Annotated in this window: 11 protein-coding genes and 1 tRNA gene; 11 read left to right on the forward strand and 1 reads right to left on the reverse strand. The window is 35.1% G+C overall.

Annotation, left to right across the window (positions count from 1 at the left end; genetic code table 11):
- The 7 genes from K8V80_RS07455 to mutL all read left to right on the forward strand — a co-directional run.
- On the forward strand, window positions 1-1,720 hold a 1,720-nt coding region (locus tag K8V80_RS07455), incomplete at its 5' end, for a RecQ family ATP-dependent DNA helicase (protein WP_276776624.1).
- Window positions 1,721-1,861: 141 nt separating this feature from the next.
- Window positions 1,862-3,334 (forward strand): IMP dehydrogenase, encoded by a 1,473-nt coding sequence (gene guaB, locus K8V80_RS07460; protein ID WP_006743574.1) that lies wholly within the window; start codon window positions 1,862-1,864, stop codon window positions 3,332-3,334.
- Between the two features lie 114 nt (window positions 3,335-3,448).
- A complete protein-coding gene (locus K8V80_RS07465) occupies window positions 3,449-4,846 on the forward strand; it encodes a peptidylprolyl isomerase (protein WP_276776629.1) in 1,398 nt (465 codons plus the stop codon).
- A gap of 59 nt (window positions 4,847-4,905) precedes the next feature.
- Window positions 4,906-6,276, forward strand: a complete 1,371-nt coding sequence (locus tag K8V80_RS07470) for a peptidylprolyl isomerase (RefSeq protein WP_423773070.1) — start codon at window positions 4,906-4,908, stop codon at window positions 6,274-6,276.
- Window positions 6,277-6,379: 103 nt separating this feature from the next.
- Entirely contained in the window at window positions 6,380-7,963 is a 1,584-nt protein-coding gene (locus K8V80_RS07475; protein ID WP_276776632.1) for an OstA-like protein, read from the forward strand.
- 11 nt (window positions 7,964-7,974) lie between these two features.
- Complete coding sequence (locus tag K8V80_RS07480; RefSeq protein ID WP_006743570.1) at window positions 7,975-8,292, forward strand: hypothetical protein; 318 nt, start codon at window positions 7,975-7,977, stop codon at window positions 8,290-8,292.
- A gap of 27 nt (window positions 8,293-8,319) precedes the next feature.
- A complete protein-coding gene (gene mutL / locus K8V80_RS07485; protein ID WP_276776635.1) occupies window positions 8,320-10,203 on the forward strand; it encodes a DNA mismatch repair endonuclease MutL in 1,884 nt (627 codons plus the stop codon).
- Window positions 10,204-10,272: 69 nt separating this feature from the next.
- Here mutL and trpS read toward each other — a convergent pair whose 3' ends face one another.
- Window positions 10,273-11,262 (reverse strand): tryptophan--tRNA ligase, encoded by a 990-nt coding sequence (gene trpS / locus K8V80_RS07490; protein WP_276776638.1) that lies wholly within the window; start codon window positions 11,260-11,262, stop codon window positions 10,273-10,275.
- Between the two features lie 284 nt (window positions 11,263-11,546).
- Between trpS and carB the strand changes: the two genes are divergently transcribed.
- From carB to K8V80_RS07510, 4 genes are all read left to right on the forward strand, one after another.
- Entirely contained in the window at window positions 11,547-14,768 is a 3,222-nt protein-coding gene (gene carB / locus K8V80_RS07495; RefSeq protein WP_276776640.1) for a carbamoyl-phosphate synthase (glutamine-hydrolyzing) large subunit, read from the forward strand.
- Between the two features lie 114 nt (window positions 14,769-14,882).
- Window positions 14,883-15,656 (forward strand): peroxide stress protein YaaA, encoded by a 774-nt coding sequence (gene yaaA / locus K8V80_RS07500; protein WP_006743565.1) that lies wholly within the window; start codon window positions 14,883-14,885, stop codon window positions 15,654-15,656.
- Window positions 15,657-15,670: 14 nt separating this feature from the next.
- Window positions 15,671-16,228, forward strand: coding sequence for a sugar O-acetyltransferase (locus K8V80_RS07505; protein ID WP_276776644.1), 558 nt, complete (start codon window positions 15,671-15,673; stop codon window positions 16,226-16,228).
- 223 nt (window positions 16,229-16,451) lie between these two features.
- Window positions 16,452-16,526: transfer RNA gene (locus K8V80_RS07510), tRNA-Val, on the forward strand.
- Window positions 16,527-16,559 lie beyond the last annotated feature (33 nt).

Genomic DNA, 16,559 nt, shown 5'->3' on the forward strand with positions numbered 1-16,559 from the left:
TCGTCCAGAGTACAGAAGAATACGGCCTATAATAGATGAGATTGGGAAAGCTCCACTTATCGCATTGACAGCTACAGCTACTCCTAAGGTGCAACATGATATCCAAAAGAACTTGGGTATTGTTGATGCAAAAGTTTTTAAATCATCATTTAATCGTCCCAATCTTTACTATGAGGTAAAAGCCAAAACTAAAGATGTTGATAAGGACGTAATACTGTTTATTAAAAACAATCCGAATAAATCAGGTATCATATACTGTCTAAGTCGTAAAAAAGTAGAAGAGTTAACAAAAATTCTTCAGGCTAATGGCATAAATGCACGCTCGTATCATGCAGGAATGGACGCAGCTACCCGTAATCAAAATCAAGATGACTTCTTGATGGAGAGAGTAGATGTAATTGTAGCAACGATTGCTTTTGGTATGGGAATTGATAAACCTGATGTTCGTTTTGTACTTCACTATGATATGCCGAAGAGTCTTGAGGGGTATTACCAAGAGACAGGGAGAGCAGGTCGTGATGGTGGAGAAGGAAAATGTGTAACTTTTTATTCAAATAAGGACCTGCAGAAGCTAGAGAAGTTTATGCAAGGAAAACCTGTGGCAGAGCAAGAAATAGGTAAGCAGCTTTTATTAGATACAGCGGCTTATGCAGAATCTTCGTTATGCCGTCGTAAATCTTTACTTCATTATTTCGGAGAAGATTATGAAGTAGAAAATTGCGAACATTGTGACAACTGTTTAAATCCAAAGAAACAAGTGGAGGCTCAAGATTTATTATGCTCCGCAATTGAAACAATTATTGCGGTTAAAGAAAATTTTAAAACAGACTACGTAATAGATGTATTACTAGGTAATGAAACTTCGGAAGTTCTTGCTCATAGACATGATGACTTAGAAGTTTTTGGTACAGGTAAAGGAGAAAGCGAAAAGATGTGGAACTCAGTAATTCGTCAAGCGCTGATTTCTGGATACCTGGATAAAGATGTCGAAGAGTATGGAACCCTTAAGGTTAATCCTAAAGGTCGAAAGTTCTTGAATACTCCAGTGTCTTTTAAAATTGTTGAAGATGTAGACTTCGAGGAAGTTGAAGAGGAAATAGAATCATCTGGTGGTGCATCATTTGCTGTTGACCCAGCCCTTTATTCTATGCTTAAGTCTTTACGTAAGAAGATGGCTAAAAAGCTAGAAGTTCCTCCATACGTAATCTTTCAAGAGGCTTCATTAGAAGCTATGGCTACTATCTATCCTGTAACACTTGATGAGTTGCAAAATATTCCTGGTGTAGGAGCAGGTAAGGCTAAAAGATATGGTAAAGAGTTTTGTGAATTAATTAAAACTCACTGTATAGAGAATGAAATAGAACGCCCCGAAGACTTAAGGGTTCGTACTGTAGCCAATAAGTCCAAATTAAAAGTGGGAATTATTCAGTCTATCGATCGTAAAGTAGCACTTGATGATATTGCAGTGTCAAAAGGTATCGATTTTGATGATCTTTTAGAGGAAATTGAAGCAATTGTGTACTCTGGTACGAAATTGAATATTGATTATTTTTTAGAAGAGATTATGGATGAAGACCATATGTGGGACATTTATGATTACTTTAAAGAAGACTCAACAACAGATAATGTTGAAGAGGCTATGGAAGAGTTGGGTGACGACTTTACCGAAGAGGAAATACGATTGGTTCGTATTAAATTTATATCTGAATTAGCAAATTAATCAACTGATTATAAATAGAAAAGAGAGTGTGTCTTTGAACATACTCTCTTTTTTGATTTCAAATTTAATCAATAGAGTAGTTTGAATCTCGCTAAAAATATGTATATTTGCACGCAATAATTTTATAAAAAGCATAGCCATATGTCATTTATTGCGGATAAAATAGTCATGGATGGATTAACTTTTGACGACGTCTTGTTAATTCCAGCCTATTCTGAAGTTCTTCCCAAATCTGTTGATCTATCAACAAAGTTCTCCAAAAACATTAAGTTAAACATTCCTTTCATAACAGCCGCTATGGATACTGTTACTGAATCACAAATGGCTATAGCCATTGCACGTGAAGGAGGTATTGGTGTTATTCATAAAAACATGTCTATTGAAGCTCAGGCGAAACAAGTCGCTATCGTAAAAAGAGCAGAAAATGGTATGATTTATGATCCCATTACTATTTTACAAGGATCAACAGTGCAAGATGCTCTTGATTTAATGAGAGAATATCACATTGGAGGTATTCCTGTGGTAGATGAGGAAAGAAATTTGGTTGGCATCGTTACTAATCGTGACTTGCGCTTTGAACAGGACATGGACAAGTTGGTTGATGTAGTTATGACAAAAGAAGGTTTAGTAACTACTGATCAATCTACAGATTTAGAGGCTGCTGCGAAAATTCTTCAAGAACATAAAATTGAAAAATTACCAGTAGTAGATAAAAACAATAAAATTATTGGTCTATTAACCTACAAAGATATTACCAAAGCAAAAGACAAACCTATGGCTTGTAAAGATGCTAAAGGTCGTTTACGCGTAGCTGCAGGTGTTGGTGTTACATCGGATACTTTTGTTCGTATGCAAGCCTTAGTCGATGCAGAAGTAGATGCTCTTGTTATTGATACAGCACATGGACACTCTAAAGGTGTTATTGAAGTATTGAAGGAAGCAAAGCAAAAATTTCCTCATGTTGATATTGTTGTAGGTAATATTGCTACCGGTGAGGCTGCAAAAGCATTAGTTGAGGCTGGTGCAGATGCTGTAAAAGTAGGTATCGGACCAGGTTCTATTTGTACTACTCGTGTTGTTGCTGGTGTAGGTGTTCCTCAGTTATCTGCTATTTATGATGTTGCCAAAGCATTAAAAGGAACAGGTGTACCTTTAATTGCAGATGGTGGTTTACGTTATTCTGGAGATGTTGTTAAGGCTTTGGCTGCAGGAGGATATTCTGTTATGATAGGTTCTCTAGTTGCAGGAACAGAAGAAAGCCCAGGTGAAACTATCTTATTTAGTGGACGTAAGTTTAAAGCATACCGTGGAATGGGGTCTCTTGAAGCGATGGAAAGAGGTTCAAAAGATCGTTATTTCCAAGCCAATGAAACTGATGTTAAAAAATTAGTACCCGAAGGTATTGCTGCTCGTGTCCCTTATAAAGGATTATTGTATGAAGTAATCTATCAATTGGTTGGAGGTCTTCGTGCAGGTATGGGGTATTGCGGTTCTAAAGATATAGTTGCTCTTCATGATGCTAAATTTACTCGTATTACCAATGCAGGTGTGATGGAAAGTCACCCTCATGATGTTGCGATAACTAGTGAAGCTCCTAATTACAGCAGACCATAAGATATTAGATCAATTAAATTTGATGTATTTATGAACAAGGATGGAGAATTCTCCATCCTTGTTTTATTTTATAGCAGTAAAAGAAGTATCTTTGGTATTATTACAAAAACTTTTATGAAGTCAAGATTTATAGTCCTTTGCAGCTTAATTTTATCTGCCTCAGTCACATTTTCTCAATCTAATGAGCAGGATAATTCTCTGTTATATAGTCTTAAATTAGCTGATGCTTATCAGTCTCAAGTAGATGAATCCTTATCCTTTAAAATGAAATGGGGTGAGCACAAGGAGGATTTATTTATAAATACAATTCTAAAAAGATTAAAGTTAGATTCATACTTTAATGCTACAGAAGAAACTGCTCCTGAAAAAATGTTTCTGTTACGACAGATATTTATGCCTATAGGACAAAGAGTTTCCTATCAAGAAGAAAATAAAATAAAAGAAGAAGCCAATGCTGTTTTTGAGCAATATTTAGCAAAACCATCGAATTCCTTGTTTGGTGAGCTTATAAAACAATATTCTTTTGATAAAAACACAAAGTGGGTATCTCAAGAGGAAGAAACTTCAGAATTCCAAACTATAGTTGAGCTCTTGTCGAAAGGTGAAATATCACGTCCTTTTATCACTCCAAGAGGTATTCATATTGTCCAAAAATTGGATGAAAAGACAGTGCGAAATTCTTATATAAAGCCAACAGGTAAGAGTGTGCAGTCTGTGTTACAAGATTTTAATATGATTGTTCATGAAGATGCAAAAAGAGAATTGTTGTTTGATGGATTTACAAAGAAAACTCTAATTACTACCGATTATCAAACGGTCAAATATGAGGACTTTAAACGATTTTCCTTAGGTAATTCTACAAAAGGGGATAAAAGCTTGTGGGACGACTTTCTTAAATATATGTTGATAAAAGATCTCAAACTTCAATTTGTAGATAATCCAGATTATAAAATGAAACTTAATGCCTTATACGAGAAAGAGATGATAGATGCTATTTATCAGAAAAAGGTTGTAAATAAAGCTTTATCAAACCCCAAAGGTGTAGATGAGTATTATTTAGCACATCAGTCTGATTATTATTGGGATTTCCCTAAGTTCCAAGGAGTCTTATTATTCTGTAAAAATAAAAAGGTACGTAAGCAATTGCATACTGAATTAAGCAATATTCCCCTAAATCAGTGGGAAGAAAAGATAAAGTCATTCAACGCAAATGAAATTCTAGTTCATTATGAATTGGGTGAGTTTGAGTTGGGGAAAAATGCCGCAATTGATTATTATATATTTGGTCAGGGGAAGAAAAAAGAGGCTAGAATCAAAGGATATACGAAAACTAGAATATATGGTGAGGTTGTTAAGGGCCCAAAAACATTAGATGACATTAGAGATAAAGTGACACTAGATTATTATGAGTACCTGAATCGTGAATGGGAAAAGGAACTATACTCTTCTTATAAATCGGGGAATTTATCTCTAAACTTTTTAAAATCCGTTAATAATCAAGCAAGCAATTAATTATTACACTATCTTCGTAGAATAAAACACATGATAACGATATGAAAAACAAAAATAAAATGAGAAATAAGCTAGCTATTTACTTGCGAAGTGCTGTCCTATTATGTTGCTTAATGGCTCTTCCTAAAAGTGTTTTTGCTCAAAATAATGTTATTGATGAAGTTATATGGGTAGTTGGGGATGAAATTATTTTAAAATCTGATGTTGAATCTCTTCGTTTACAGTATCTAATTGATGGTAAGAAAATTGACGGGAACCCCTATTGCGTTATTCCAGAGCAAATAGCAATTCAAAAGCTTTTTCTAAATCAGGCGAAACTAGATAGTATTGAAGTATCTGAATCTGCTATTATTCGTCAGGTTGATATGTATATGGCGGAATATCTGAAAATGTTTAATTCTAAGGAAAAGATGGAAGAGGTTATGAATAAAACAACCTCTCAGATACGTAGAGACCTTAGAAATAGCCTTCGTGAGGGTGAAACAGTCAAGATGGTGCAAGATAAATTGGTAGGAGACATTGCTGTTACACCAGCAGAAGTAAGACGATTCTTCCAAGATTTGCCACAAGATAGTATTCCTTATATTCCTACAAAAGTAGAGGTCCAAATTATAACTCAGCTTCCACGGGTTTCATTGGCTGAAGTGGATGATGTAAAAAAAAGACTTCGTGAATACACCGATCAGGTAAACTCAGGAGAAATGCCATTTAGTACATTGGCTCGTCTATATTCTGAGGATTTAGGTAGTGCTATGAAGGGAGGTGAAATAGGCTTTATGGGAAGAGGTATGCTAGCTCCAGAATATGCCAATGTAGCGTTTAATATGCAGGAACCAGGAAAAGTATCAAAAATTGTAGAAACTGAATTTGGCTATCATATCATTCAATTAGTGGAGAAAAGAGGTGACCGTGTAAATACTCGCCATATCCTTTTAAAACCAAAAGTGTCTGATGAAGATTTAACGAAGTCTACTAATAAATTAGATAGTTTGGCAAATGATATACGTGATGAAAAATTCTCTTTCGGAGAAGCAGCACTCTATTTATCAGATAATAAAGAAACAAGAAATAATAGCGGATTAATGCCAAATCCATATGATGGAACATCTCGCTTTGAAATGCAAGCTTTACCACCTGAAATAGCCAAAGTCATAGAAAAATTAAATGTGGGAGATGTCTCCAATGCATTTACAATGATTGATGATAAGGGTAGGGAGGTTTGTGCTATTGTACGCCTGAAAGATCGTATCCAAGGTCATAAAGCAACAATTACTGAAGATTATCAAAATCTGAGAGATTTAGTTATAGCAGAAAAGAGAGAAGCTATTCTTCATAATTGGATAGTAAAAAAGCAAAAAGAAACTTATGTTAGAATCAACGATGGTTGGAGAGAATGTGAGTTTGAATATCCAGGATGGATTAAAGACTAAATAGACAATTCTCTTTTTATTTATGAATCAATTATATTTAAAAAATACTACTTTAAGATTGACTATCCTATTGAGTTTTATTTGCGGGTTTAACTTCTCACTAATGGCTCAACAGGATAGTTCAACTATAAACTCTTCCGATTCTTTAGCTGTAAAACGTGCTAAAATTGAATTAATTTATGCAGACACAGGTTTAGGGAATCAGAATGAGTTACCTGATGTAAATATATTTGTAGGAAATGTTCATTTCTTGCATAAAGGTATGCATCTCTATTGTGATAGCATCTTATTTTATAGAGCTTCGAATTCTGTAAGAGCTTTTGATAATGTTAGGATGGAACAGGGTGATACCCTTTTTATTTATGGGGATTATCTCTACTATGATGGAGAGAAGGAGTTAGCTAGACTTCGAAATAATATTCGAATGGAGAATCTAACTACTACTTTGACGACTGATAGCTTAAACTTTGATCGGAAGATAGATTTAGGTTACTATTTCAATGGTGGTACGCTTGTTGATACAATCAATGTATTACAATCAGATTGGGGCGAATATAGTCCTTCAACAAAGATTGCAAAGTTTAAGAAAGAGGTTGAGCTTACTAATAATCAAATGCAACTATACTCCGATACCTTGATCTATAGTACGGGATCTAATATTGCAACCATCTTAGGACCTTCAGAAATTATTAGTGCAGCTAATAAAATATACTCTACTAAAGGTTATTATAATACTGCAAAGGAGCAAGCAGAATTAATGGAGCGCTCTAAAATTTATACAGAAGGAAAGATTCTTACAGGAGATAGTCTGTTTTATGATAAAATCAGTGGGTATGGTGAAGCTTTTTGGAATGTAGATATGCATGATACTATAAATAAAAATAGGCTTCAAGGTGATTACTGTTATTACGATGAGCGATCACAAAATGCTTTTGCTACTGATCGGGCTATTGCTATAGATTATTCTCAAGGGGATAGCTTGTTTATTCATGGAGATACTTTGAAATTGAATACTTTATACTTGAATACCGACTCCGTATTTAGAGAAGTAATGGTCTATGATAAAGTACGAATTTATCGTTCCGATTTGCAAGGAGTATGTGATACCTTAATTTATAACTCAAAAGATTCGTGTATTACTATGTATAATGAGCCTGTAATATGGAATGAGAGTCAGCAGCTTTTAGGTGAGCAAATCAAAATATTTATGAATGATAGTACCATTGATTGGGCTCATATTGAGAATCAGGCATTGGCTGTAGAACGAAAAGATTCAATCCATTATAACCAGATTGCAGGAAAAGAAATTAAATCTTATTTTGATAAGGGACAAATATATAAAGTAGATGTTATTGGAAATGTTTTAATCAGTTTTTATCCAGAAGAAAAAGACAAGTCTATCTTAGGTATGATTGAGGCAGAAACCAGTCTAATGAACTTGTATATTGAAAAGATGCAAATGCAGAAGATTGTAATGAGTCCAAACTCTAATGGCGTAATGTATCCAATGTCACAGATACCCGAGGATAAACTTTATCTAGAGAACTTTGTGTGGCTAGATTATCTGAGACCAAAATCAAAATTAGATTTGTTTAATTGGATAGATAAGAAACCCGAACATAAACTTAAAAAGAGTACATCACGACCTACTGCTCCTAAGATAGATCCTCGAAGTATTAATCGTTAAAAATAGAAGTAATGGGTTTTTTAGGAAATAGATTAGGCGGACCACGAAAATTCAATCATCAATATATCTATGTTGATGAGAGAAAAGAAAAGCTAGAAAAGATGGAAGAACAAGCCAAAAGAGAGCTTGGAATGCTTCCTGAAGAAAAAAAAGGATTTAACCCAGAGGATATACGTGGTAAATTTATAGAAGGCACTACGCACCTTAAGAAAAGAAAAGCAAGAGGAAGAAAGCCTTTCTCTATGGGTGTCATATTAGTAATAATAGTTCTTTTAATATTTCTCTGGAATTATATATTAACTGGAGAATGGTCATTTGCACTATTCTAAGAATAATATAAAGCAGAATTAAGTAACATGAGTGATATAATTCATTTATTACCAGACTCAGTAGCAAATCAAATTGCTGCAGGAGAAGTGATTCAACGTCCTGCATCTGTAATTAAAGAATTAGTTGAGAATGCTATTGATGCTGGTGCTAAGAATATTCAGATTATAATTAATGATGCAGGAAAAACCTGTATGCAAGTAATTGATGATGGTAAAGGGATGTCTGAAATAGATGCTCGTTTGGCTTTTGAAAGACATGCAACATCCAAAATTAATAAAGCAACAGATCTTTTTGCTCTACGAACAATGGGGTTCAGAGGTGAAGCTTTGGCTTCGATAGCGGCTGTTGCCCAAGTGGAGCTCCTAACCAAGACAGATAATGAAGAATTAGGTACTCGTGTCTTTATTTCGGGATCAAAATATGAAGGTCAAGAAGCTGTAGCTACTAATACTGGATCTCACTTTATTATTAAAAACTTATTTTACAATATTCCTGCTCGAAGAAGATTCCTTAAAACAGATGCTACAGAACTAAGTAAGATTTTAAATGAATTTGAGAGGATAGCTTTGGTTAATCCTGAAGTAAGTTTCTCTCTATTTAGTAATGAAACAGAGTTGTTCAATCTTCCTGAAACTCAAATTCGCCAAAGAATAATTCATTTATTTGGAAAAAAACTAAATCAAGAATTACTATCTGTAGATGTTGATACTACCTTAATAAAGATATCTGGTTATGTAGCAAAGCCCGAAGCTTCTCGTAAACGGGGTGCTCATCAGTTTTTCTTTGTGAATGGTAGATATATGCGTCATCCTTATTTTTATAAGGCTGTAATGGAAGCTTATGAAGAGTTAATCCCTGTTGGAGATCAGATCTCTTACTTCCTATACTTTGATGTCGATCCTGCAACAATAGATGTAAATATACATCCAACTAAGACAGAGATTAAATTTGAAAATGAACAAGCTATTTGGCAAATCATTGCAGCAGGAGTAAAAGAAACTCTTGGTAAGTTTAATGAGGTTCCTTCTATTGATTTTGATACAGAAGGTATGCCTGATATTCCAGCATTTGATGATACTGAGCCTGTAGCAATACCTCAAGTACATGTAAATACAGACTTTAATCCCTTTCAAGCAAATGGAGGAGGGGGTTCTAGTGCACCGAGCTCTTATCAACGAAAAGAGATTGATTGGGAACCTTTGTATGCGGGATTGGAAAGGGGTAGTAAAGTAAATACACCTCCCCCTGCCGATTTTACAATGAGTAATCTTGTAGAAAGTGGTGTAGTAGAAAGCAAAGCTTCTCCCAGCTTATATGAGGAGCAAGAAAGTAAAAACTACGAGAAAGGCTCAACATTACTTCAGTTTAAGGGACGTTATATACTAACTTCTGTAAAGTCGGGGCTAATGATTATAGATCAGCATAGAGCGCATATTCGTGTCTTATATGATAAGTTTATTGATCAGATCAAACAAAAAAAAGGTTCTGCACAAGGAGTACTCTTCCCTGAAATTATTGATTTGCCTGCTTCACAAGCAGCAGTACTCGAAAGCATTAAAGAAGACTTTGCTGCGGTAGGATTTGAATTAACTAATCTAGGAGGTGGAAGTTATGCTATCAATGGTATTCCCGAAGGTATTGAAGGATTAGATCCTGTTGATCTCGTTTTAAAAATGCTTGAAACGGCAATGGAAAAAGGAGGAGATGTGAAAGAAGAAGTACAGTCTATTTTATCTCTGACTCTAGCTAAATCTGCTGCAATTGTTTATGGGCAAGTTTTGAGCTCTGAGGAGATGAGTAGTTTAGTTGATGCTTTGTTTGCTTGTGTATCTCCTAATTATACTCCCGATGGCTTATCCGTTTTATCTACCATTATGGATGAGGAAATAGATAAACGATTTGAACGTTAAATAGAACGCATAAAAAAAGGAGGCTAGCCTCCTTTTTTTGTGTAATATCCTATCTGGTATTCAGTAAGATTAGATCTTATGGAATCCGATAATTTTTCTAACTTCATCCAATGTCTTATTTGCACTCTCTCTAGCTTTTTCAGCACCTAGTTTTGCTACCTTTTCAAGTAATTCTGTGTTTGCTTTATAGTCAAGAATCTTTTCTCGGATTGGTGCATTAAATGCTACGATATCCTCTGCTAGCTGTTTCTTTAAATCACCATAACGGATTGAACAATTGTTCCATTTTTCATCAAAATACTCGTAAGTATCTTTCGATGAAACAATATCCAAAAATGTAAATAAGTTTTTAATAACTTCTGGCTTTTCACTATTAGGAGTTGCAGGTCCAGCATCGGTTACTGCTTTCATTACTTTTTTGCGGATGGTTTTAGCATCATCAATTAAGTAAATACAGTTACCTTCCGATTTTCCCATTTTCCCTGATCCATCTAACCCAGGAATTTTTATCGCTTCTTTAGCATAAGTGAAAGAGGCTGGTTCTGGGAATAAATCAGTATCATAAATATTATTGAATCGGCGAGCAAACTTACGAGCCATTTCCATATTTTGCTCCTGATCTTTACCTACAGGAACTTTAACTGCTCTATGTTGAAGTATATCAGCAGCCATTAAAGTGGGATAGGTTAGTAAACCTGCATTCACGTTATTGGGTTGTTTTCGAGCTTTATCTTTAAACGTTGTTGTACGTTCTAACTCGCCTAAGTAAGCGTTCATGTTAAGATATAAATAAAGTTCGAGTACTTCTTTAACATCGCTTTGAATGTATATAGTAGATACTTCTGGGTCAATACCACATGCTAGGTACGTAGCTAAAACACCTTCTGCATTTTTTACAATATCTTCTGGTTTAGGATGTGTAGTTAAAGAGTGCCAATCTGCAATGAAGAAATAACAGTTATACTCATGCTGCATTTGCAAGAAGCTTTTTACTGCTCCAAAGTAATTTCCTAGATGTAGATCTCCAGTTGGACGTATTCCACTAACAACAGTTTCCATAAAAATTCATTATTTATAAGTTACTTGCAAATTTAGTGAAAAAGATTGAATTATCTTTGTACAGATGGGATATAAGTATTTACTTTACATAAATTTTGAACAGGTATGATAGTACGGAAAATAGGTATAAAATGGAATTTAGGTTGTTCTGGTGGTCAACACCTCAAACAGACCGTCACTATTCCTTTTTTAATTATATAATGCGTTGTTGTCTTTAAAAAGACCAACGCATTTTTTTTGACTATTTATCCACAGCGATTTTTAAAATAAATATTTAGAGAGTCATGGTAAAAGAAATTAAAAAAGTTCTTGTCTTAGGTTCTGGAGCACTTAAGATTGGTCAAGCAGGAGAGTTCGACTATTCGGGTTCCCAAGCCCTTAAAGCCTTAAAGGAAGAAGGGATTCGTTCGGTATTAGTTAACCCTAATATTGCTACGATTCAGACCTCAGAAGGAGTTGCTGATAAAGTTTACTTCCTTCCTGTTACTACACATTTCGTTGAGGAGATTATCAAAAAAGAGCGACCTGATGGAATTCTATTGGCTTTTGGCGGACAGACTGCTTTAAATTGTGGTGCTGAGCTTTATTCTACTGGTATTTTAGACAAATACGGTGTAACTGTTTTAGGTACATCTGTAGAAGCGATAATGAATACCGAGGACAGAGATCTCTTTGTTAAGAAATTGAACGAGATAGAGGTCAAAACACCTATAAGTAAGGCTGTAGAAAGCATGGAAGATGCTTTAGAGGCTGCACGAAAGATAGGATATCCTGTAATGGTTCGTTCTGCTTATTCATTAGGAGGCTTAGGTAGTGGTATCTGTAAGGATGAGAAAGATTTTATTGAATTGGCAGAAAGTGCGTTGTCTTTCTCTAAACAAATTTTAGTAGAAGAATCTCTAAAAGGTTGGAAAGAAATTGAGTTCGAAGTTATTCGAGATTCAAATAATCACTGCTTTACAGTTGCAGGAATGGAGAATTTTGATCCTCTAGGTATACATACTGGTGAGTCTATAGTAGTTGCTCCGACTTGTTCTTTGAAAGAAGATGAACTCGAACTACTAAAAGAAATAGGGGTACAAACAATTCGACATTTAAATATTGTAGGTGAATGTAATATTCAATATGCCTTCAATGCAGAAACAAAAGATTATCGTGTAATTGAAGTTAATGCTCGTTTGAGTCGTTCTTCTGCTTTAGCATCCAAAGCAACGGGATATCCATTGGCTCTTGTAGCGGCAAAAATAGCACTCGGCTATACGCTAGATGAAATAGGAGAGATGGGAACAGTTAACTCTGCTTATGTAGCTCCCGAACTTGATTACTATATATGTAAAATACCACGTTGGGACTTAACTAAATTTGCAGGAGTATCTAGAGAGATTGGTTCTAGTATGAAGTCTGTAGGTGAAATTATGTCTATCGGTCGTTCTTTTGAAGAGATTATTCAAAAAGGACTGCGTATGATTGGTCAAGGGATGCATGGGTTTGTAGCCAATAATAATGTGCAGTTTGATGATCTGGATAAAGAATTGTCTTGCCCTACAGATTTGCGTGTATTTGCTATTGCAGAAGCTTTAGAAAAAGGATATACTATCGAGAGATTGCATGATTTAACTAAGATAGATCCTTGGTTTTTAGAAAGACTTAAAAATATAGTAGATTATAAACAGAAGCTTTCTCAATATAAGGAAATAGAAGCTATCCCAGCTGATGTGCTTCGCCAAGCTAAAATATATGGATTCTCCGACTTCCAAATTGCCCGAATTGTACTTGATCCAAAGGGTAATATGGAAAAAGAAAACCTCAATGTACGTAAGTATAGAAAGAGTTTGGGGATTGTTCCTGCTGTTAAACGAATTAATACAGTAGCTTCGGAGCATCCTGATTTAACAAATTATCTCTACATGACTTATGCTACAACAGGATATGATGTTAATTATTATCCTAATGAAAAATCGGTTGTAGTGTTAGGTTCTGGTGCTTACCGCATCGGTAGCTCCGTGGAGTTTGATTGGTGTTCGGTAAATGCTGTTCAAACTGCTCGAAAACTAGGCTACAAGTCGATTATGATCAATTATAACCCAGAGACTGTTTCTACAGATTATGATATGTGCGATAGGCTCTACTTTGATGAGTTATCTTTTGAGCGTGTTTTAGACGTGATTGATTTAGAGTATCCTCGAGGTGTGATTGTATCTGTAGGGGGTCAAATTCCTAATAATATGGCGATGAAACTATTTCGTCAATCAATCCCTGTATTAGGAACTTCTCCCGTGTCTATTGATCAAGCTGAGAATAGAAATAAATTCTCTGCTATGCTAGATCGCTTGGGTATAGATCAGCCTGCATGGCAAGAGCTAACAAGCTTAGATGATGTTAAAGGATTTGTAGAAAATGTAGGCTATCCTGTTTTAGTTCGTCCTTCATACGTCCTTTCTGGAGCTGCAATGAATGTATGTTACAATGAAGAACAGCTAGAAAACTTCTTAAAGATGGCAAAAGATGTTTCTAAGGAATATCCAGTTGTTGTTTCTCAATTCTTGCAACGAGCCAAAGAAATAGAGTTTGATGCTGTTGCTGATAATGGGGAAATTATCGAGTACGCCATTTCAGAACATGTTGAGTTTGCTGGGGTACACTCTGGAGATGCTACTTTAGTTTTTCCTGCTCAAAAAATATACTTAGGAACTGTACGTAATATTAAAAAGATCTGTAGAAAAATAGCGAAAGAACTTAATATTTCTGGACCTTTTAATATTCAGTTTTTAGCTAGAAATAATGAGGTAAAAGTAATTGAGTGTAATTTACGTGCTTCACGTAGTTTCCCATTTGTATCTAAGGTACTTAAGAGGAATTTTATTGATACAGCAACTCGTATTATGCTAGATGCTCCATATAACAAACCTCAAAAATCAACATTTGATATAGACTGGGTTGGAGTGAAAGCTTCGCAATTCTCCTTCTCTCGACTACACAACGCAGACCCTATCTTAGGCGTAGATATGGCTTCTACAGGAGAAGTAGGTTGTATTGGGGATGATGCTTCTGAAGCCTTATTGAATGCTATGCTGGCAACAGGATTTGATATCCCTAAAAAGAATATTATGTTCTCTTCGGGTTCTGTACGCTCAAAAGTAGATCTTCTTGATGCCAGTAAGAGATTGTTTGCGAAGGGCTATAATATCTTTGCAACTCCGGGTACCGCTAAGTTTTTAATAGATAATGGGGTTGAGGCTACTACAGTGCACTGGCCAGACGAAAATCTAGATGATGATTTAAATGTGATGAAACTCATCCAAAAACATAAATTTGAGTTGATTGTAAATATCCCTAAAGATCATACTAAACGGGAGTTAACCAATGGTTATAAGATTCGTCGTGCAGCGATAGATCATAATATTCCATTAATTACGAATGCTCGTTTAGCAAGTGCTTTCATTGAAGCCTTTTGTGAATTAGGTATAGATGATATTCAAATTAAGAGTTGGCAAGAATATGAGTAATTCAATCGCTTGGATTACATAACAATATTAAAAAGGCGGGTTTTATATCCGTCTTTTTTTGTCCCTTTTAGATATAGGTTATCTTTGTAGAAGGAGATTTTTTAATATAATTATATGCAAATACTACTATCTTGTGCAAAAACAATGACTAATAAGTCTAAAGTCAAATCCCCTTTGACTAGTGTTCCCTTACATAAAGAGAATGCATCTATTATCGCTTTATATATGGCACAGCGAAGTGTCGATGAACTCGAGGAAATGTTGCGAGTAAATCCTAAAATAGCCTTAGAAAATCAACAACGATATCAGATATTTCATTCTCCTGATACGGCTGAACTCCCTGCTATTTTAGCATATACGGGTATCGTGTTTAAAAGAATTGATCCAAGCACCTTTACTCCTGCAGATTTTGAATATGCACAAGAGCATCTTCGATTAACTTCTTTTGGTTATGGATTGCTAAAACCTCTTGATTTAATAAAGAACTATCGATTAGAGGGTGATATCAAGCTTGAAGAGCTAAATGGTGAGTCTTTGTTTGATTATTGGAAAGATATTCTAACAACCGATTTTGTTTCTGAAATAAAAAACAAAGGTCAAGGTGTATTACTTAATTTGGCAAGTGATGAAATGAAACGATTATTTCATTGGAAAGAAGTGGAAAGAAATGTGAGAGTTATTACTCCTGAGTTTAAAGTATGGAAAGGTGATAAATTAAAAACTGTAGTGGTATATACCAAAATGTGTAGGGGAGAGATGACACGATATGTTTTAAAAAATAGAATTTCTAGAATAGAAGACTTAAAGGATTTTGTTTGGGGAGGGTTTCATTATGAACCTGATTTATCAAAGGGTGATCATTGGGTTTTTATTTCAGATCAAAAATGAAAGAGAATATAAACATGAGGACAAAATCGGAGTTTGAAAAAATGCGTAATTCAGAATACGCAAATACGAGTGATCGAGAAATTCATAAGAGTTTAACAGAAGGGAAAAGGCTTGTGCACAAGTTCAACCAAACCTATTGTAATGGGCCATTATATCGAGAGGCATTAGAAGAGCTTATTCCTAATATTCCTGCTTCGTCAGCAATTTGTCCTCCTTTTTATTGTGATCATGGTCATGGGGTAATTGTAGGAGAGAATGTATTCATAAATATGAATTGTACTTTCTTAGATGGAGCTTATATTCGTATTGGTGATAATACTTTAATCGCACCTAATGTTCAGATTTATACCCCTATACATCCTAAAGATGCCGAGGCTAGGAGAGAGTCTATTGAAGCAGCCTTACCTGTTACTATAGGCAATGATTGTTGGATAGGAGGGGGTGTGGTAATTTGTCCTGGAGTAATCATCGGAGATCGAGTGATTGTTGGAGCTGGTAGTGTCGTTACCAAAGATATACCTGATGACTCTATCTATGCAGGAGTTCCAGCTAAAAGTATAAAAAAGGAGTGAGCTCACTTTAACACCGACATGATGATGACATGTCGGTGTCATCGTATCATCATGTCGGTGTTAAAGTAAAGCATAGGCTAGATATAAAAGCTTCTTTTTTTAGCCTATCTATTTAGATTATCTATAAATAGAGACTGTGAAACATCTTTTTTTGAAAAAATATCTTTCAAAATTTGTATGTGATAAAAAATGACGTATCTTTGCAACGCTTTTGAAAATAAAGGGGCGTTTAGCTCAGCTGGTTTAGAGCATCTGCCTTACAAGCAGAGGGTCGGCGGTTCGAATCCGTCAACGCCCACATTTTCAAATAACAAATAACCTATCGGTTTAA

The sequence above is a fragment of the Bacteroides coprosuis genome (assembly GCF_020741705.1).
GTDB lineage: Bacteria > Bacteroidota > Bacteroidia > Bacteroidales > Bacteroidaceae > Bacteroides_E > Bacteroides_E coprosuis.